The sequence below is a fragment of the Colwellia sp. MB3u-55 genome (assembly GCF_014076785.1).
In the GTDB taxonomy this organism is placed as follows: Bacteria; Pseudomonadota; Gammaproteobacteria; order Enterobacterales; family Alteromonadaceae; genus Colwellia_A.
Window position 1 is genome coordinate 1 of the sequence record NZ_JACGUS010000113.1, and the last position, 20,390, is coordinate 20,390.

The 20,390-nt window shown below is 37.2% G+C and carries 18 protein-coding genes and 2 pseudogenes; 6 read left to right on the top strand and 14 right to left on the bottom strand.

Annotated elements, in window-relative coordinates; translation table 11 throughout:
* From H4J66_RS09595 to H4J66_RS09610, 4 genes are all read right to left on the bottom strand, one after another.
* A partial coding sequence (locus tag H4J66_RS09595; RefSeq protein ID WP_182173730.1) for a glycosyl hydrolase family 18 protein occupies positions 1-1,941 on the bottom strand: 1,941 nt, incomplete at its 3' end.
* Positions 1,942-3,020: 1,079 nt separating this feature from the next.
* Complete coding sequence (locus tag H4J66_RS20005) at positions 3,021-3,941, bottom strand: hypothetical protein (protein WP_220463270.1); 921 nt, start codon at positions 3,939-3,941, stop codon at positions 3,021-3,023.
* A 92-nt stretch (positions 3,942-4,033) separates the two neighbouring features.
* The gene (locus H4J66_RS09605; protein ID WP_182173732.1) at positions 4,034-4,321 is read right to left on the bottom strand and encodes a TIGR03643 family protein; all 288 of its coding nucleotides are present in this window, start codon (positions 4,319-4,321) and stop codon (positions 4,034-4,036) included.
* Positions 4,322-4,434: 113 nt separating this feature from the next.
* Positions 4,435-6,603, bottom strand: coding sequence for an exonuclease domain-containing protein (locus H4J66_RS09610; RefSeq protein WP_182173735.1), 2,169 nt, complete (start codon positions 6,601-6,603; stop codon positions 4,435-4,437).
* A 587-nt stretch (positions 6,604-7,190) separates the two neighbouring features.
* Here H4J66_RS09610 and H4J66_RS20795 point away from each other — a divergent pair.
* A pseudogene (locus tag H4J66_RS20795) lies at positions 7,191-7,298 on the top strand (hypothetical protein); the annotation flags it as partial.
* A 45-nt stretch (positions 7,299-7,343) separates the two neighbouring features.
* A pseudogene (locus H4J66_RS20800) lies at positions 7,344-7,612 on the top strand (IS3 family transposase); the annotation flags it as partial.
* A 463-nt stretch (positions 7,613-8,075) separates the two neighbouring features.
* Here H4J66_RS20800 and H4J66_RS09620 read toward each other — a convergent pair.
* The 4 genes from H4J66_RS09620 to H4J66_RS09630 form a co-directional block, all read right to left on the bottom strand.
* Positions 8,076-8,471 (bottom strand): hypothetical protein, encoded by a 396-nt coding sequence (locus tag H4J66_RS09620; protein WP_182173738.1) that lies wholly within the window; start codon positions 8,469-8,471, stop codon positions 8,076-8,078.
* A 140-nt stretch (positions 8,472-8,611) separates the two neighbouring features.
* Positions 8,612-8,743 (bottom strand): hypothetical protein, encoded by a 132-nt coding sequence (locus tag H4J66_RS20365; protein ID WP_259368680.1) that lies wholly within the window; start codon positions 8,741-8,743, stop codon positions 8,612-8,614.
* A 212-nt stretch (positions 8,744-8,955) separates the two neighbouring features.
* The gene (locus H4J66_RS09625) at positions 8,956-10,299 is read right to left on the bottom strand and encodes a DASH family cryptochrome (RefSeq protein ID WP_182173741.1); all 1,344 of its coding nucleotides are present in this window, start codon (positions 10,297-10,299) and stop codon (positions 8,956-8,958) included.
* Positions 10,300-10,355: 56 nt separating this feature from the next.
* Positions 10,356-10,910, bottom strand: a complete 555-nt coding sequence (locus H4J66_RS09630; RefSeq protein WP_182173744.1) for a glutathione peroxidase — start codon at positions 10,908-10,910, stop codon at positions 10,356-10,358.
* A 1,298-nt stretch (positions 10,911-12,208) separates the two neighbouring features.
* Between H4J66_RS09630 and H4J66_RS09635 the strand changes: the two genes are divergently transcribed.
* From H4J66_RS09635 to H4J66_RS09650, 4 genes are all read left to right on the top strand, one after another.
* Positions 12,209-12,514 carry a SelT/SelW/SelH family protein gene (locus H4J66_RS09635; protein WP_220463271.1) on the top strand — a complete coding sequence of 102 codons (306 nt, stop codon included), beginning with the start codon at positions 12,209-12,211 and terminating at the stop codon, positions 12,512-12,514.
* Positions 12,515-12,632: 118 nt separating this feature from the next.
* Positions 12,633-13,103 (top strand): DUF523 domain-containing protein, encoded by a 471-nt coding sequence (locus H4J66_RS09640; RefSeq protein WP_259368683.1) that lies wholly within the window; start codon positions 12,633-12,635, stop codon positions 13,101-13,103.
* Positions 13,104-13,225: 122 nt separating this feature from the next.
* A complete protein-coding gene (locus tag H4J66_RS09645) occupies positions 13,226-13,909 on the top strand; it encodes an alpha/beta fold hydrolase (RefSeq protein WP_182173749.1) in 684 nt (227 codons plus the stop codon).
* An 894-nt stretch (positions 13,910-14,803) separates the two neighbouring features.
* The gene (locus tag H4J66_RS09650; protein ID WP_259369103.1) at positions 14,804-15,277 is read left to right on the top strand and encodes a low molecular weight protein-tyrosine-phosphatase; all 474 of its coding nucleotides are present in this window, start codon (positions 14,804-14,806) and stop codon (positions 15,275-15,277) included.
* Between the two features lie 100 nt (positions 15,278-15,377).
* Here the strand turns inward: H4J66_RS09650 and infA are convergent, their stop codons facing one another.
* The 6 genes from infA to ald all read right to left on the bottom strand — a co-directional run bounded on the left by infA (position 15,378) and on the right by ald (position 20,344).
* Complete coding sequence (gene infA, locus H4J66_RS09655) at positions 15,378-15,596, bottom strand: translation initiation factor IF-1 (protein WP_011043571.1); 219 nt, start codon at positions 15,594-15,596, stop codon at positions 15,378-15,380.
* An 84-nt stretch (positions 15,597-15,680) separates the two neighbouring features.
* On the bottom strand, positions 15,681-16,382 hold the full coding sequence (locus tag H4J66_RS09660; protein WP_182173752.1) for an arginyltransferase: 702 nt from the start codon (positions 16,380-16,382) through the stop codon (positions 15,681-15,683).
* A 1-nt stretch (position 16,383) separates the two neighbouring features.
* Positions 16,384-17,034 (bottom strand): leucyl/phenylalanyl-tRNA--protein transferase, encoded by a 651-nt coding sequence (gene aat, locus H4J66_RS09665; RefSeq protein ID WP_259368640.1) that lies wholly within the window; start codon positions 17,032-17,034, stop codon positions 16,384-16,386.
* Between the two features lie 68 nt (positions 17,035-17,102).
* Entirely contained in the window at positions 17,103-18,059 is a 957-nt protein-coding gene (gene trxB, locus H4J66_RS09670) for a thioredoxin-disulfide reductase (protein ID WP_182173755.1), read from the bottom strand.
* Positions 18,060-18,222: 163 nt separating this feature from the next.
* The gene (locus H4J66_RS09675) at positions 18,223-19,062 is read right to left on the bottom strand and encodes an isopenicillin N synthase family oxygenase (RefSeq protein WP_182173758.1); all 840 of its coding nucleotides are present in this window, start codon (positions 19,060-19,062) and stop codon (positions 18,223-18,225) included.
* 160 nt (positions 19,063-19,222) lie between these two features.
* Positions 19,223-20,344, bottom strand: coding sequence for an alanine dehydrogenase (ald, locus tag H4J66_RS09680; RefSeq protein ID WP_070373540.1), 1,122 nt, complete (start codon positions 20,342-20,344; stop codon positions 19,223-19,225).
* Positions 20,345-20,390 lie beyond the last annotated feature (46 nt).

Sequence of the window (20,390 nt, forward strand, 5' to 3'; positions counted from 1 at the left end):
CGGCGTCGGAGTCGGCGTCGGCGTCGGTGTCGGCGTCGGCGTCGGAGTTACTCCCCAATCGGTAATCCCTTCAGCATTACCTACCGCTTTATTCATCGCATTTAGTGTACGCTCTGCTTCGGTACCACCATCACCATCGATTTCCCAAGAGAAAATCCCACCTAACCCTTGTGCTTGCAAGTATACGCCTTTTGCTTCAATTGAACGTGGCGTATCTAATGTTATTAACGTACTACTTACTTCATCCCAAATAAATGATGCTTCGGCTTGGTTATCCCAAACATACTTAGCATTTGTATTTGCTGCCAAGAATTTCAACGCACCACGATAATCCATGATACCTGCTTCCCATGCCCATGCAGCTTCGTCAACTGAAGTTCCTTCACCACCTTCAGCAACTAAGGGGTTATTATCTGAGCTGTCTACGTGATTACCTACAGCACCAATTGGGCTGCCATTAACCATTTGAACATCAGTCCAACCACGTCCGTACATTGCTGCACCTACAACTAATTTATGGGCTGGTACACCTTGCTCTAACAACAAACGGGTTGCATTAGCTGTTGTATATTCTGGCATACCTGCTGGAGCATAAGAGTCACGTCCTAAGTTGCCTGCTTTAGTTTTATCTGTAACCGTTGTTGGACCAAACTCACCTGTACCGTCACATTTATCAGCAGAGATATGTGCACCACAGTAAAGACCTGTTTGATGGCCAGTTTCACTACCCCATGCACCATAAAAGTCATATGACATCATAAAGATGTTATCCATATACTCTGCCGCAGCGGCATAATCAACATCTTGAATTTTATCCCAACCTACGCCAATAGCAGAGGTTAATTCATATTTACGGCCTGTTTCAACAGCAAGTTCGTCTAGCATTACACGAAGTTCTTGCATTAACGCGACATAAGCTGGACCGTCATTAATTGGGTCGCCTAATGAAGCTTGTGCACCGCCGCCACCAGGGAATTCCCAGTCGATATCGATACCATCAAAGAATTTCCATGTTTTTAAAAATTCTTTAGAAGAAGCAACAAACGTATCGCGATTTGCTTTATCCGTAAAACCGTAAAACGGGTCCGACAGTGTCCAACCACCAATTGATGGAACGATTTTAAGGTGTGGGTTACCTTGCTTAAGCGCCATTAAATGACCGAAATTACCCATACCAACTTCGCCATAACCAACAGCAGTTCCGTCCAATTTCATGGCTTTAACAGCACCATTTTGACGCCAAAAAGCCGCACCCATATCATGAATCACCAATTCGTAATCTTCACTTTGAGCACAATCAGCTTGAAGTACACTCCAACCAGACGCATTACCATCTTTAAGAGATTTGTTTTCACCACACATTGGAATAAAGCCGTATATAATGTGTGTTAAATTATTAGCAGGTACGTTTTCAACAAAATATTTACGACCATAAATACCCCACTCAACAAAATAAGTACCAACGATTTGGTCTTGAGATTGTGCATAGTTAGTATTTGCCGAGTCAACTTGTTCGCCAAGCGGCATTAAATGTGAGCCATCAGTATCTGAAACAATAGCCTTATCTGCATCACTTTCAACACAACCATCATCATTACACAAACGCACAACGATCTCTTTTAGACCACCACTAGTAATTGGAACAATCGCACTACCGCCTGCACCAGTGCCTGAAACGGCAACGTCTCCATTTACAAGTACTTGCCATGATGTCGCTGAATCACCGCTCCAAGCTGGAGACCAGGTAACAGGTAAGTCAACAACATCAACACGTGTAACAAGTGATTCATATGCTCCAGCTTCGCCAGAAACCGTAACAAAGCCTTTACCGTTGTAGTTGGCATATTGTTCTGTAAGTGTTGGTTTTCCTGGTGCTTCTGCTAATACTTGGGTAGAAGCTAAAGCGGCGGTTACTGCGCATGCTGTTAATAATTTTTTCATACTTACCTCTGTGTGGTGGCCAGTTAGCTGGCTTTAATTAGGGTTATTTATTTTTATAATTTTATACCTTCGCCAATACTAAAGCCTTCCCTAACAAAGTCTTTTAACGATGCTAGTTGCCAAAATCCATTTTTTATAAACTCTATAAATCATTGGTTTAACACTCACAAAAAGACAGCGCTGTCTTTTATTTGACAGCGCTGTCTTTTATTTGACAGCGCTGTCAAAAGATTGTTCAAAAATAATACACTCAAATTAATGACTTGGCTACATCTTTTAACAAAACAGTACAAAACTCAATAATAAACGGTACTTTTTTGTTGTACTGAATAACTGCTAAAATGCTGATTTACATGATAATAACAACAACGAACTCAAGTTTTGCTAACTTAAAGAAATAGCTGACAAAGGTTGTCAAAAGACAAGGTAATAGCATTGGAGTGGTAACTTATACCCTTTATAAACTTCTAAATGATTAGTATCCTAAAGGGATAAAGAAAGCATAAATTTTAAGACGCTTTGTGCCACAGAATTTAATACCTAAAATAATATTAACCTAATGTCCGCTTTGGTATTTTTTAATCAAATTAGAATTTTTGACTTTATAGATTTCTGATGAAATTTAGAACAATTTTATTATCTAACGCTAGGTTGATTTTTATCGGTTCAAATGTAGCTAGATAAGCCAAGGCTAATGTCTTCTTTCGTATCTTTGCTGCCTTAAATTAAAGTGATTTTAGCCCCCAATTTATGACCGCTTATTGACCCTCAGCTGTCCTAATAGTAATGATATCTTAGGTGTATAGTGGCAGGAATTGCCCTTTTCAATATCTAGAAACCGTTTGCTAATAGCTTAGAAAGGTACGTTTTCGTTTGCTTGCACCTAAAGCCCAAAATATTCAAAGAAAGCAGTGTGAATCTAGATTATTAACTCACTCCAATCTGATCCCCTAAGATCATTATACCTGTCGGTCATTTTCTGATGTGACTGGCCACATAATAAACGTGTATCAACTCCTTGCTCACGATAAAGACGTTCAGACAATGATCTGATTTCATGGAAGGTAGCGCGTTCCGTTTCATGTAATCTTGGCATCATCTCTGGCACGCTTAAATGAACGAAAAATAGTATCTGGATGTAAAGGATCACCAACATTATTTTGTGCTCTAGCTGTATTGTGATGAAGCGCGAATAATGAACCTTGGTCAATCAATGCCATTTCAACTACGTCAGTAATTGAAAGCCCAAGTTTTTCTAATTTTAGCTCCATAGGTATTTTTAATAGCTTTCCTGTTTTTAATTGAAATACATGTAAATGGTTATTTTGAATGAATGAGTAGGGTGCATGCTTTACTAGCCCTACAAATGAACCATAGTCTGTTTTAGGGTCTATAAAGTGATTTGGGTTGTTGCGGTAAGCCTTATACTTATCATCCCAATCAAGCCCTTTGTTACGTCGTATTAAAGCAAGATCTGTTCTACGTTGATCAGTTACGAGTGCCAATAAATATGAGCATTTATGAGGCAAGTAAGACTGACTAACAATGATCGAATTAAACTGTTCTAAAGAAAGTCTAGATTTAGTCACCTTGGCTGTTGGATTTTTAACAATAGATGCTGGATTACTGCTACCGTCAACTTCACCCGCTTGAGCTGCTTCGATAAAAACATCAATGTAAACACTACGAACAGCCTGCGCCATCCTTGATTTACCCTGAATAACATAAGTGTCTAAAAATTCTTTAAGTATTTTTGTTGTAACCTTAGCAAGTTCTAATTCTCCATGAACAGAGTTAATCTTACTAATAATATTTTTACGCGTTTGCCATGTTGATGGTTTTAGCAAACCTTTATTAATTTTTTCTAGTTGAATATCTGTGTATTGTTGAAGCCATCTTGATACCTTTATACCGCGATTAAGATCAGGTGGAGTAACTATTTCTAAAATTTGTTGAACTGCAATTTTTGGTAATATGATTGAATTTAACTGGGAACTCAAAGCCCCTGAAATTGAGAAAAAATACGGGGTACCTTGATGTTACAGCTCAGTTTAGTCGTGATGTTTTTGATAATCTGGAAAGCCGTAGATAACTAACGTTTGCGTGTCGGCTTATATTGGGTGGAACAATAACCACGGCTAACATCGGGACTGCGTAGCTTAAGATGCTTAGTTTTTCGGCCTGTCACTCTAGCGCGCCAATTATTGAATGTTTTGCGCTTAATGCTGCTGCGCATGATTTCGATTACCTGAGGCTCGGATACTCCAAATAATTGCTCTATAGCTTCGAATGGTGTGCGGTCTTCCCACGCCATTTCGATGATACGCGATATTTCTTCTTCGCTAAATTGAGTTATTTTTTGTTTAAGATTTATTTTCATACTATCTTTACTTGTTTACATGAGGTTAGGATCAATTACTACTATAAATAGTATAACGGTGCTGCGTTGCAATTACTTGGCTATTTGTATTTTATAAAACATCAAAAGGCAAATCAGTCAATTTTTAAGCGTTTCTCATTCACCATATTCAACAATTCACCTGCTGCAATGGCATCTGACATTGCTCTGTGATGTCGTTGCATATCAATACTGAAATGCTTAGTAAGATTAGCTAATGAATACGACGGCAGCCCTTTGTAGTGTTTACGCATTTCCCTAACGGTACACAATTTTGGTCGTCGAAAGCGACGTTCCAATCGATTAAACTCCTCTTTTATAAAGCCGTAATCAAAATTAACATTGTGAGCAACAAATACACATCCTTTGGTAAATATATCAATATCATCAGCGACCTCAGCAAATAATGGAGCTTTTGCCACCATGTCGTTATCAATACCGGTTAATGAAGTAATATTTTGGGGAATACGCCGCTGAGGATTAATCAATGATTGCCACTGATCGACGACTTCACCCCCAATCATTTTAATAATACCCACCTCAGTAATACGGTGATGTTGGGCTCTACCACCCGTCGTTTCAATATCGATAACGGCATAAGGTTGCATCGGATCGATAGTCCAATTGACATTAGTAATGCGCACATCAAAACCTACACTTTGCAACTTTTGAATGCTTAGCAGCTGATTTCGACGTAATTGGTCACCCTCTGACTTTACTTCTTCAAAGCGAAGCTTCTCATGTTCAATAAGCATTAAATCAGGATAACCATCACTTAGGTTTTTCCAGTCTTGAGTCATCGCTTTTAACAACGACAATAGGGCGTCTAGTTTACTGTGATTAATAAGCACAATAAGGCGTTCTAATATGTTCTTGCGCCACTTGAACACAATGTTACCTTGGCCATAATATTTTACCGCAGCTGAGGACAGTTGTTGAATTAATTTAGCTTTTGTATTTGTACTCGATAAGCGTCTTTCAATTTGTTCTGAAGCAAGCTCATAAAATTGGTTAGTTTTAAGGGATGCGGGCAAACGATCGAACTCGTTGGTTAATCCTAAGCCATCTAGTTCATATATTTCATGCCAGAAATAAAGCCCAAATAAAGCCCGCCATATTTCATTTTCGGTTCGCATTGCTGCACAGCCTCGGCTTTCATAATAGGCCACGACACCGCGTTCAACTGCACCTTTGTGCATTTCGTCAATGAGAATATTTTGGCTATTATTACGCAACATATCGGTTAAAATGCTGGTTCGTTTTTTATGATATTTTCGCGCTAAAAAGTCTTCTGCAAAGGCCAAAAGGTCTTCAGACAGTGGCACTTCAATTATACATTCGAGTTCTGCTTCAACCTCGTCTTTTAGGCCTAGTTTATATCCTTCCCTTACCCATTTTTCTTGCGCAGTGTCAGTATTTATCGTTTTCAATACCAAGCAAGCCTTATTTGCATCTTCTTTTAATAATTCGCAAGCCAGCAAAAATTGGAGTTTTTCATTCAGGTCTTTGGCTCTCGCTCCTATAGGGCTTGGCAAATCATTAAGGTGTTTGAGAATGGCGTCACGCTTGAGTAAGGGTAATTGCGCGTGTATTTCATCTAGTAGTAAATGTATTTCAAAAGCCGACTTAGCACTTCCAATGTCGGCGAATCTGGCCATCACTTGAGCCTGCTCCTTACGCGTTCGCATGACGCCTAAGTCGCGCATAGAAAACTGATTCAATTTAGATTGAAAATTACCAAAGTAAACATAAAGAAAATAGCTAATGTGTGCTTCAAAATTGCCTTGCCAATAGGCACTTGCAACCTTAGTTTTGCAAATTAGATTAGGCTTCGTGCCACTTAAAACAACATCAACCAGTATGGCTTTGGCCTGTGACTTTTTATATACCAATGTCTGGGTGTCACTTGCATAGGACGTGTTAATTTCATCTATAATTTGGATGATTTCATCTTTGGTAAGATGCTCGATAAAGGCAGGAATATTTTTAGATTCAAGAGTCGTAAACCAATATTCTTTCTTTAAGTAATTCAAATTGCCGGATATATTTTCAATCTCTTCATAAGCATAAGATGTTGCTTTGACAAAAATAGACTTACGATTAATAAAACGAACAACAAGGCACTGTTGCGGCTTTGTCAGTGCGTTGAAACGTTGAATAAATTGCGCGTCATCGCTATCTAATAAAGCGTCACATGGGCCTGTCACAAATTTAAGGAATTCATGAAAATGGCTTAAATAGTAATAAGTGGGTAAAGCTCGCAATTTTATGTCCTGGGGTTATGTGCTGTGAGGGTTTGCTTGGTTAGCGCTCTTGTTAAAATAAGCATACTAAAGAACTGTCTGCTTATACAGTGTTTTATTGTGTTTTAGTGCTTTAACTACTTATACGCTCCAAGCTGCAGAGATTAAGCACCCTAAAAAACACTTTAAAAGAAACAAAGACAGTTGGTTAGGTTGTGCTTCGCTTCACATTTTAACCAACTATTTTTTTCCACTTAATGTGGCGTTATGCTACTAAGAAAAGTTTAGTGTTTAAAATTATAGTATTAGTATCAAGTCTATTTCTTGCTTCGTGCGCAACTGTTGCAAATTCAAATAGCCCTATCAACATTTATGGTGTTACACACTCCCTCCACAAAATGGAGATTGGGAGGTTATAGCTGCTTCCGGCTATTAATCATCTCTTGGGAGTAAAGAACTTAATAAAAATGATTCGCATGTTGTAAACGTTTCTATATTTAAACTGCCAAGTTTAGATATAGATAAAAACTCTCAGAATATATTGTTAGTTCAAGTGATCCTCCCCCAATAAAACGGACACCAAAATCTAACTAAAGATGAGGTGTCTTATGCCCAAGTACAATAATCTAAGACGAACCTGGAAGTATTCAAACGACTTTAAAGTTAACGCTATTCAATTAAGTTATGTTGTTGGTGTCTCAATTAAATCAGTCGCCGAAAAACTCGACATACACCCATTTATGCTGTCACGATGGCGAAAAGAATATCGTGGACACGTTTATCAAAAAGTATTGAAACGACATGCGATAACTCATAGCTTGAGCCGAGCGGGAAAATGTACTGATAATGCGCATATGGAGTCATTTTTCCATTCAATGAAGATGGAAGTTATTCGTGGTAATGTATTTGATAGTGATAAAAAACTGCGCGGAATACTTGGCAGTTACATTAACAAATACTACAATGTTTCAGTATGCATTCAGGGATAAGTTATTGCTCGCCAATAGAATATAAAGCCCTGGCAGCGTAAAAAAATGTGTCCGCTTTATTGGGGGAAGATCACTTTTAACCTGAACTTCTTTTCACATTTTAACCAAAAATTAATGCCTCTTAACGTGGCGTTATGCTTTAATTAAAATTATATCGGCACTTGTCTTATGTATCTTGAAAACGGCAATAACTAGACCATGATCTAGACGGGTGAATATGCATGTAAAAAGTGGCCAGTACTGGATATTTGACGGGATGATTCTTATTTATTGTATGTAAAGAAGGTTCTTTTTCGTCTACCTGCACATTATTAGTACTTTTTTGATAAAAATATAAGACACAACGAAGACTCATTAGGGCTTATATTACTTAAACGATCTAGGGGTGGATCTGTTTCACAAATATAAATAAATAAACACCATAAATTATCTGTCGGTTAATTTAAGCTGTATGAGATTAACAAGGCTTAATTCACGACATTACTCGATAAAGTAAACCTCTCGCTAAAATATTAACTCATCCAACTTGTTGTGTGATAAAGAATGGATTGAAACAACATTACTATTTTGTAAACTGATTATAAAATTTTCGAACAGCGATAGGGTACGCTTGTCTTTTTCTGAAAACGTCTGTGTTAGTAATAATTCTTCTATTTCTCTATCTAACAGGCAAGATGTTTCAAACTCTCTTTGAAGTAAATGAAACAACGCTTTTAAAATATCTTTTTGCCAATTATCAAGATAACTTGTCTCCAGTCTTGTTGGATACTTAAATAAGTCGATAACATCTAACTCTATGTTCTCATTAGGCTCAACAGGACACAGTAATAATCGATATTTAAGCAGCTCCTGCAAATTGAGTTGCGATAAATGCTGTTTAATTAATCCACATTTATTCATCAATAAAAATCCCCCACAATCTTCTCTTATAAAAGTAATGCTATTTAAATGTTAGCTCTATTAAATAACAGTTAACATGTTACATCAAACTGGTAGTGAAACTTCAGCTTTCGTGATTCACCACTAAAAGCTAATATTACTCAAGTGACGACTAGCAATGCTAAAGACATGTTTAACGCCATTTCAACAGGTTTAATAAGTGCCCGGTTTGGGTCTTGAGTAAATTGAGCGATACCTAAACCATAATGCGCTATTAAATTTATCTGACTCAAGACAAAAATTCCCTTTACTGATAACGACAGCGACGAAAGGGGACAGTGAAAAGTCCCGAGCGGTTACCAATATGACAAAGCTATAAACGTAAAACCTTGACGCGGATGAACAGCAAAAAAATAAAGAAATTCCTGAGAGTGCATGTGTTAATATTGACGGCGAATGTCACCATACCATCGACCCAAAATCAGTACTCCTTTGATATAACCAACTAAAATAAAGTCTGCTGTAACCAGAGAGAAGTATAGTTCAGGTGAGGATCGTACCGTTGTGCTTGTGTTTGTATATTAAACTTTCGATCTCTAGGGTCATTGCCTACACCTGCAATGTACAACCAATTGCCATAATTACTATGCACATCATAATCGACTAATAAAGATTCAAAATAAGCGGCACCGATTCGCCAATCCAAAGTTAATTCTTTAGCAAAAAAAGACGCTACGTTTTGTCGGCCACGATTACTCATAAAACCTGTTTTATTGAGTTCAAGCATATTGGCATTAATAAAAGCTTCTCTTGTCTCTCCTGAAATCCATTGTTGTATGCGTTTTTTATCAGTCGACCATTCATAATCTTTATCTAGAATACCACCAATTTTAAACAGGTTATCACCATGTTTAATCGAAATATATTTAAAAAAGTCTCGCCAAATTAATTCAAATATCAGCCAGTAGGTGCTTTCGTTTTTTTCTACGTCTTGTTCATATTTCATTAATTCAAAATAGATGGTACGCGGTGAAATACTACCATTAGCTAACCAAGCAGATAATTTAGAACTATAATCTATACCGACAAGCCCGTTTCTGGTTGTTTTATAGCGAGAGATATTTTTAGTGTTCCAAAAATAATCTTGAACACGAGCAAGCCCTTGCTGCTCTCCACCCTTAAAAGGAAAAGCGCTTCGAGAGTCAATGGCAAAATCCTCAAAGCCTAGGTCCTGCAGCGTAGGAATACAATTAACATCGGTACCAGAGTCAGTTTTAGAAATAATACTAGGAGTAGTATCAAAAAGAAGGTTGGTCGGTGACAATAAACCTAATAATGCTAAAGGTCTAACCGTTGCAGATTTCTCACACAGTTTCCTAAATTGAGTGAAGACCTTAGGAATACCTTGCCATGTAAACGGAATGTCATCGGGATGAAAAAGGAATTGATCGTAAGATTCAACCAAATTTAACTTCAAATCGCTTATCTTATCCTTAACACTAACAGCAACAGTTAACTCTTCTGGGGTCCATTCGCTTTGACTATAAACATTGTCAACTGCGAATTCATGAACCAGACCAGGAAGGATTGCTTCGGGCTTTTGATGATAGATAAATAGTGTGATATTAAGCTTTGCTAAATTTGTTTTTAATTCGGTTACTGTCTCAAGCAAAAATTTTGCACGATATTTTTCTGTTTTCTTAAAACCATATTGACCGACCGAAAAAGAACGTGGATCAAAACAATATAATGCAATGACCCTGTCATTTTCTAACGTAGCTTTAGACAAAGAATAATTATCAGCAACGCGTAAGTCATTTCTAAACCATACAAGACCTGTCTTTATCATGATATTTGTGTACTCATCCAATGACTCTAATCGTCTATTAAAGTTTTTATCGATAACTATTTTATGTTTAATGATGAAACGATAAGCCGCTCCAACGAGCTGTCGAGTGGCTGAATGGCTGAACTAAAATGCTGAATAGATTTATGGTCTTTACTGATCAAATATTTATTAAAGTTCCAGCTTGGCTCTTCTCCTGTCCGCTCTACCAGCATTTTGTAAAAGGCATTTTTAGAGGCTCCTTTTACTGAACTAGGAGCGAGCATTGTAAAATTCACACCAAAGTTTACAAAACAAACATTGGCTGTTTCAGATTCTGAATCATGTTCCTGTCTAAAGTCATTAGACGAAAAACCAACAATTTCTAGATCTTGGTCTTTATATTTTTGATACAAAACTTCTAAATCTTTAAATTGTGGAGTAAAACCACATTGACTGGCGGTGTTGACTACTAACAAAACTTTATCATCAAATTTATCACAAAAATTCACCATTTTTTTGGAATGTAATTTTTTACTTTCAAATTCTAATGAAGGGTCACAGCTGGCATAAGCTGATACTGGGAAAATAAATAAACTAACAATCGTTAGTAATAATTTAGCGTTACGTTGCATTATGGTCTCTCTCAAATTTTAGGATTATTAAGGCTATACAGCTGATCAATAGACAGCAACATTGTTCTACTACGCTAAATTAGCTAAATTGGATCACCACAGGTGATAAAAATTGTTTGAAGAAGTTAACGTACAGTGCCCTAAAATTAAGCTAAATCAGTGCGAACATTAATACTTACAGTGTGTCAGCTTTCCTTAATTGTGAAGCAGTGATACGGGTTAGGTCTTTATCTTTGTAATTTTTATGAATAGAAATCCGATAATTATAGAAAGAAAGGGCTGATAGTTATTCTAAAACACATTATTTATTAGTACACGGTATTGTAGCTGCTAGCAAAGAAGTAAGATTTTCCGGAGGAGCAAAAAGCGGGGTGGACCATTAACCAAGTCGATTTGTTTGAATTTATGAATATTGATTTTTGTTTAATTACAGAGGTAAAATTGTCATTTTAACTCTTTAAGCCAACCAATAAATTAGACTAGTAATTCGTATTGTCACTTCGAATAAAAGCAAAATAGTGTAAAAAACATGCTGAGCAGCATTGGTATGTAACAGCAAATAACACCATCTTTTGCTGTTTTAAAAGAATAATGACGACAGCACATAAATATGCGTAATTGCTTTATAAAACTGACAGAGTTTAGTGACTAATTGAGTAGATAAGCACCACTGTGTTGGCTATTACTTGTATTATTTATAAATTAGAAGCTTAATTTATATTTAAAAAATGGGATAGGGCTCAGCTTAACAGCTATGCCGAACTGTGGCTCATCCAATTGCCATACAAATTTCTGATAAACAAGGGGGTAATGTAATATTGGGACACATTTAAAGAAGATAGGTGTTACGACTTTTGTGTACAGTGAGGCCTATAAAACTGTTTAATGTCAATTATATTACGAAGTAGTAATTGACAGAGTCCAAGGGTAATATTGTTAGCACTCTCATTGGGTTGTCTTTTAAAGAAACTGATAATAACCTCCTATAGTACTTCCGTGGTTATGGCAACACAAAATATTGCGGCAATTGGTAAGCATTGGGATTTTTCAAGTGAAACTGTTTTAAGCGATTGCTATGGTTTTTCAATTCATTAAAAATGATTACGGTCTTGATGAGATTAAGTGTAAATCTGCGGTTAAAGATTCTAAATATAGTGCCGTAAACTTGATATTCAAATAACGCATGCCTTTACAAAGGTGCTTATCAATCGATCTAAAATAGCTGGCTGTTTCCGTTCCTCAATATTCTAGTCTCTGAGCGGGGGCATTAGGTGAATTTAGGTTTTGGTCTAAATATTATGAATAAAATTGAAATTAGATATTGTTCTAAATGTCGTTGGTTATTGCGTTCAACATGGATGGCACACGAAATTCTATCAACGTTTGAACAAGAAGTTGATGAGTTATCATTACTACCAGGATCAGGTGGTTTTTTTGAAATAATGGCTAATGGCAATGTTATTTGGTCACGTAAAGATATGGGCCGTTTTCCAGAAATCACTAAACTTAAACAGTGTGTTAGGGATGCTATTGCACCCAATAAAGATTTAGGTTGTATGGACCGTAAAAAAATAAAGTTTGATATTTACCCAACCATTTATTAAACCAGGACCGAGCCCAGTGGGCCGTTCGCTTCGCTCCATTTTAACCCAATTTTCTTAGCCTGTTATTTGGGCGTTGACTTCTATACTACATTGCGAGTTTTACATGAAAAGAGTACTAATGAGCGCATGCCTGTTAGGGAATAAAGTACGTTACGATGGTCAGTCTTTATTTATTTCCAGCATTATTCTTGAAGAATGGATAGATGAAGGCAGAGTGGTCTCCATTTGCCCAGAGATAAGTTCTGGAATGAGCATTCCCAGAGCACCAGCGGAAATAAATGATGGTGATGGGTACGATGTACTTTTAGGTGTAATTGCGGTGGTAGAAGATAATGGCAATATTGTCACTGAAAATTTTCTACGTGGTGAAAATAACGCATTAGCTTTGTGTCGAGCAAATGAAATTGAGGTTGCAGTACTCGCTGAGTTTAGTCCTTCATGTGGAAGTTCTTCGGTATGTAGTGGCAATTTTTTGGGAACAAAAATCAATGGAGCTGGAGTCACTGCTGCATTATTAACAAGTAATGGTATTAAAGTTTTTAGTCAACACCAGTTAAACGAAGCTAATAAGGCAATTAAACAGGACTAAAAATAGTTGGCCGTGCTCGTCCCTCGCTAATTTTGGCAAATAATCTTTAGTCTATTAATTGGCCGTTAGTTTACTGCATTCAGTTAAGGGTTTTAGCGTTGATATTTAAGAATAAATTACTCTTGAATATAATTGTAATCACATTGATATTTATTAGTTCAGGTATAGCTTATGAACAATTCTCACGAGTAAGCACTTTACAAAAGTACAAACCTAAAGGCTCTTTAGTAGATATTGGCTTACGCATGCTTCACCTTGATTGTCGTGGTAGTGGCCCCCCTATTGTCATACTTGAATCAGGGCTAGATACTTTGGGTTCTTCAAGTTGGTGTGTTGTCCAAGACAGGTTAGCTAAATTAACACGAACGTGCGCACATGATCGCGCGGGTATCATGTGGAGTCACCCCAGACCTTATAAAAGTAATCTCATGGAAGCTATCGCAAATGACCTAAATAAAGCTATTGTTTTAACGGATGAGAAACCATCTTATATTTTAGTTAGTCACTCATTTGGCGGTCCATATATAACAAAGTTTACAGAGCTTTATGGTGATAAAGTTGCAGGTATTGTGTTTGTAGATTCACCTCACCCAGAACAAATGGATTTAGTTCGAGAAATTGAAATGCCATTAATTTCATCTATAACAAATAAAGCCTCTCAAGTACTTAGCCACTTCATGAATATTATGGGTCTTACTCGCCTCATAAACATGCAGGACAAGCGCCGCTTTCAAAATCAACCAGATTATAATTCAGATATGATAAAAGCCTTTGCTCCATTATCTGGAGACACTTTAAGTCATTAGATTTCAAATTACTCCAAAGGGTTACAGCAAGTAGATTTGTTTCGCGATTTTGGTCAAGACCAATGTTTGTTTTAGGGAATATTGTTAACTACGTAGCTATGCCACTACAGCATATCGTGATTTTTGTCAGTACACAGAGTCTCTTAAGTTAGGCAGTGAAGCCCATGTGTTAGCTCCTTCTGAATATAGACCTTGTACCTTGATTGGAGCTTCAAATATATTACTTGGAAATGTTAGCGAAGGATACGAGTGGTATCAAAAGGCTATAGTTACTCTTGGTTAACTAATAAACATTGATTATTTATATGATTCCGAGATTCGAGTAATGCCAAAATATTTAACTTAAGACGAAAGTACTGTTCTCCCATTTATTGCCTGTTCTCTTATCAAATGCCTGTTTTTCACCCAAAACAACATTACACTAGATGACCTAGAGTAATCTCGTGTAATGTATTGTATGTTTTATGATCTTTTTACTTTTTTGGGTTGTTCTTGTTCTTGTTCTGTTCTGTTCACTTTTCCCGGTCTGTTCCCTGATAGTAACTTCATTATAAATTTAAAACCTATAAGGTAAAAAACTATTAAAGCGTGGACGTCGAATTTTCTAATTGAGTATTTATAGATATGAGAATATCTATGATAATTAATTTACTAGTAATTTTTTGAGGTATTATTCAGATTCGATGATAGGTATCGTAATGATTTATTATAATTTTAATTTTTAACTTGGATTAGTTAAGTAAAATATCCTACAAATACCCTAAAACGAACTATATCTTTACCTAAAATAAATGTAACCTATTGATACCTATAAAGTTGGTGTTTGACCTATAAAATACAGTTAGATGTACAACTGAGTTTATTAAGTGTTTGATTATAATAAAGGAATTAATTTTGGAAGACTTAAGTAACATTAAATCTGTATTGTTTGTGTGCATGGGCAATATCTGTCGTTCGCCAAGTGCTGAGGCGGTCTTCCGTCATAAAGTTAAAGAAAAGGGTATTTCTTTAACGATAGATTCTGCGGGTACAACGGGTTCTCATGCGCGTGAAAAGCCCGATCATCGTGCACAAAAGATAGGGATTGAGCGTGGCTACTCATTTGACAAAATTAAAGCGCGTAAAGTTATTGTTGAAGATTTTACCAAATTTGATTTAGTCTTAGCGATGGACGAGAAAAATGTCAACGAGCTAAAAAAGTTAGCACCAGAGCATTTACATGAAAAAATTCAATTGTTTTTAAAATATGCCTATAATTTTGAAGAACTAGAAGTACCTGACCCATATTATGGTGGGGCTAGGGGATTTAAGTTTGTCTTAGATTTAGTTGAAGATGCTAGCGACGGCTTATTAAAAAAGCTGGCTTAATCATCAATGATTGAATGTTAGGTTTAAGGATCTAAAACTAAAGCAATAAAAAAGCCCTGTGAATATTATTCACAGGGCTTTTAGCTTTATAGGGTCTTAATTATCTAGCACGGAAAATAATACGGCCTTTAGATAAATCATACGGTGTCAATTCAACCGTTACTTTATCACCCGTTAATATGCGAATGTAGTTCTTACGCATTTTTCCTGAAATATGTGCCGTAACAACATGACCATTTTCTAGTTCAACGCGGAACATAGTATTTGGTAAGGTATCAAGAACCGTACCTTGCATTTCAATATTTTCTTCTTTCGCCATTGGGCGCTAAACCTCTAAAGTTGTGCATAAACAAAAATCTGGGCAGATGATGCCGAAAACAGGCCGGAATGTAAAGCTATAGTGTTATTTATTTACTGTTTGCCATCTGTTTTCTATCAATACTTGATGTGGGTAATAACGATCCTTGTAGTTCATCTTTTTGCAGTCATCAATTTGGTAACCCAGATACAGAAAGTTCTTCTGCCTATCTTTTGCTAAATACACTTGCTGTAAAATAGAAAACACGCCTAAACCATATTTATTGTAATCCGGATGATAAAAGGTATATACGGCTGATAGAGCATCTTTTAGTACATCGGTTACTGCAACACTAATAAGTTGATTATCATGCCATATTTCAAGGTAGAGCTGCTCTGTGACGTTACAACTGATAAAACTATTGTATTGATCGTTAGTCGCTGGGAACATTGAGCCATCGGAATGTAAAGTGTTGATGTAATTTTCGTAAAGCGGGTAATAAATAGCTTTTTTTTCAGTTGAGATGTTAATAGTAAATAGGTTGTTTTTCTTTATATTTCGTTTTTGACTTTTAGATAACAAAAATTCCTTAACTAAGACCCGCAGAGATTTGCATGCAGAGCAAAGTTCACAATGAGGTCGGTATATCTGATCACCACTGCGTCTAAAGCCTTGTGACATTAACCAGCCATAATGTTCACTGTTATGTAAACGTTCATCGGTTGCAATCAGTAAACGTTCTTCTTGGTCGGGCAAGTAGTTACAAGGAAACGAACCGGTAATGCCTAACTGAAAATTTGTGCTCATACTAAGGCTCTTCTGTCAGTTGGCGAGGTAGCCAAAAATCCGTTGGTAATGAAACCGTTAATGCTTGTGCTTTCAATGTCATAAACTGCGAGCGTGAAACCTCAATACAGCCCATGTCTTCTAAAAAAGGGTTGAGCATTTGGCAGTCAATTAATGGAATGTTTTGGCCTTTTAATAAAGTATTTAAATAAACTAATGCGATTTTAGAACCATTGCTTTTTCGATAAAACATCGATTCTCCAGAAAAGCTGCCATTAATTGCCACGCCATATAAACCGCCAGCCAATTCACCATCCATCCACACTTCTATCGAATGTGCGACACCATTGTCATGCAGTTGTTGATAAGCCGCTAACATATCATCAACTATCCAAGTATCTTCCTTACGAAAGGGAGCGTCGGCACAATAATGAATAACACGGTCAAAGGCTTGATTTAAGGTTACGGTGAAGTTCTGTTGTTTTAATACTTTTCGCAAGGTGCGATTAATATGTAATTGGTCGGTTAGGATAATACCACGCGGATCTGGGCTCCACCACATAATGGCTTCGCCAGCACTGTACCAAGGAAAGACACCACTTCGATAGGCCGACTTTAATCGCGCTACAGATAAATCACCACCAAAAGCAAGTAGACCATTAGGTTCAATCAACGCCTGTTTTAAGGGAGGAAATGCCAGATCATCGACATCGAGTAATGTGACAATCTGGTTTTTAATGACTAAGAGCCTTTAGCGTCTAAGTAACGTTCTGCATCAAGGGCTGCCATACAACCAGCTCCAGCAGAGGTAATTGCTTGACGATAAATATGGTCAGCTACATCACCTGCGGCAAAAACACCTTCAACACTGGTCTGTGTTGCATTACCGTGAGTGCCACTTTGTATCGTTAAGTAGCCGTCTTTCATCGCTAATTGGTCGTTGAAAATATCAGTGTTTGGCTTATGACCAATCGCAATAAAACAACCCATAACGTCAATATCTTTAGTGGTGTCAGATTGCGTTTCTTTTAAGCGTACGCCAGTAACACCCATTTTATCGCCTAACACTTCATCTAAGGTTTGATTTAAGTGTAAGGTAATATTGCCGTTTTTAACTTTTTCGTATAAACGGTCAGTTAAAATCTTTTCAGAACGAAAAGTTTCACGACGGTGCACTAAGTGAACTTCAGAGGCAATGTTTGATAAATATAACGCTTCTTCAACAGCGGTATTACCACCGCCAACAACAGCAACTTTTTGGTTGCGGTAAAAGAAACCGTCACAAGTAGCACAGGCTGAAACGCCTTTACCCATAAATGCTTCTTCTGACGGTAAACCTAAGTATTGTGCAGAAGCACCCGTACAAATGATAAGTGCATCACAAGTATAGCTCATGCTATCGCCTTTTAAGGTAAAAGGGCGTTTCGAAAAGTCAACTTCATTGATATGGTCAAAGATAATCTCGGTATCAAACTTTTCTGCATGCTTTTGCATACGATCCATTAATGCTGGACCCGTAAGGTCATCGGCATCACCAGGCCAGTTTTCAACTTCAGTGGTCGTGGTTAATTGACCCCCTTGCTGCATACCAGTGATCATCACTGGTTTTAAATTTGCGCGTGCGGCATAAACTGCAGCAGTGTAACCAGCTGGACCTGATCCTAAAATGAGTAACGGGCAATGTCTTGCTTCGCTCATGAATGACTCCAAAGATTGATAAAAAGTGAAATTATAAGGTATTAGTTGGGAGTTTATGCAAAGAACTCAAGAGGGTAAATTAATTTTTTGATAAAAATTTCTATGAGTGCAATGTTAAATGTACAGTGATGGCATATAAACCCTTATACACCAACACTTATCGCTATTTTACGCCAAGCTCTTTTAATCTTTCTAATAAATAGCTTTTTTGAGTATGTCGTTCAGATAAGACGACTTCGTCTCGTGGATGAAGAAACAATGGCAATGATATTCTAGACTTTTTACTGGCCTTACCTGAAGGATTAATAACCCGATGGCTGGTAGATGGGAAATATCCACCTGAGGCTTCTTGCAACATATCACCAATATTAATAATTAAACTGCCAAAATCACTGGGAACGTCAATCCAAGACCCGTCTTGCTTTTGTACTTGCAGACCGGGTTCATTTGCTGCCGGTAATATGGTTAATAAATTAATATCTTCGTGTGCAGCGGCTCTCACTGCGCCTGGTTCTTCGTCTCCACTTAGTGGTGGATAATGTAAAATACGTAATAGAGTATTTGGCGTATCTTTGATCATATTCGCCAGTTGTTCTGAATATTTTTCTGAGACGTCGACCGGACTATATTTTTCGACCCAATCAAGTAATTCTGCAGCAAGTTCAGAGGCTTTCTGGTAATAGGTAAGTATTTCATCTTTAAGTTGATCGGGGATCCTGCCCCAAGGATAAACATGAAAATATTCTTTTATATCTTTATTTGCATGCCCTTTAGCCGTCTCAGATATCTCGGTTGAAAAGTAGCCATCTTGTTTTTTTGGATCAAAACTTAAGTAATGCTTTTCTTCACTGCTAAAAAATTCATACCAATTTTTATAAATAGATTCAACAAGCTGTTGCTCAATAGGGTGGTTAATTAACACACCAAAACCTGTTTCTCTTAAGCTTTGAACAAATAATTTTCCAGCATTTTTATCTTGATAGTCGACAACCTGAATTTCCATGATTGATTCCCTAACTCTTATTTTAGTGATATTTATTGAAATATAACACAAGCTAACCATATGGTCAGGTTTAAGATTCATCGTAAAATAAACCTCTATTAGAAATATAACAGAGGTTTATTGTTTTTATGAAAAACTCACAAAGTATTATTTTCAGTCGTTATAAAGTGGCTATAGCCACTTCAGGTGGTATGTAGTCGTAGCCTAAAACTTCAGCAACCGGTTGGTAAGTGATTTTTCCGCCTAATACGTTTAAACCATTCATTAAGTGTACGTTGTCAAGCATGGCTTGTTTTGCACCCTTGTTAGCAAGCATTACCGCAAATGGCATGGTTGCATTAGTTAATGCCATTGTTGATGTACGTGCTACGCCACCCGGCATGTTAGCTACACAGTAATGTACTACGTCGTCAACAACATACGTTGGGTCTTGATGAGTTGTTGCTTTTGACGTTTCAAAACAACCGCCTTGGTCAATCGCCACATCAACAACAACAGCACCTTTTTTCATCATTTTGATGTGGGCTCTTGTTACTAATTTAGGTGCAGCTGCACCAGGAATTAAGACCGCGCCTATGACTAAGTCAGCTTCAACAATCAATTGGTCCATTGCATCAGCAGTAGAGTAAACTGTTTTTAAACGGCCATCAAATTCAGTATCTAATTGACGTAGACGGGGTAATGAACGATCTAATATTGTTACATCAGCGCCCATACCTATTGCCATACGAGCAGCTTGAGTCCCAACAACACCACCACCTATAATTAATACTTTCGCAGGAGCAACACCAGGTACACCACCTAATAAAGCACCTAAACCGCCTTGTGCTTTTTCAAGGGCATGAGCACCTGCTTGAATAGACATGCGGCCAGCAACTTCAGACATTGGCGCTAATAAAGGTAAACCACCTTGAGCAGAGGTTACCGTTTCGTAAGCAATACAGGTTGCGCCAGAAGCAACTAATAATTCAGTTTGCTTAGCATCAGGTGCTAAATGTAGGTAAGTAAAAAGTATTTGACCTGGACGTAGCATTTTACACTCGTCAGGTTGTGGCTCTTTTACTTTTATTATCATGTCAGCGGTTGCAAAAATTTCTGCTGCCGTGTTTATAATTTTAGCACCGGCTGCTATATATTGCTCGTTTTCAAAACCAATAGATTCGCCGCCGTTATTTTCAACAATCACTTCATGTCCATTAACCGTTAGCTCATTAACGCCTGCTGGAGTTAAGCCTATACGGTACTCATGGTTTTTAATTTCTTTAGGAACACCAATAATCATAATCGTCTCACCTGTTAAATGTTTTTATATTATTTGCGGCTATTAT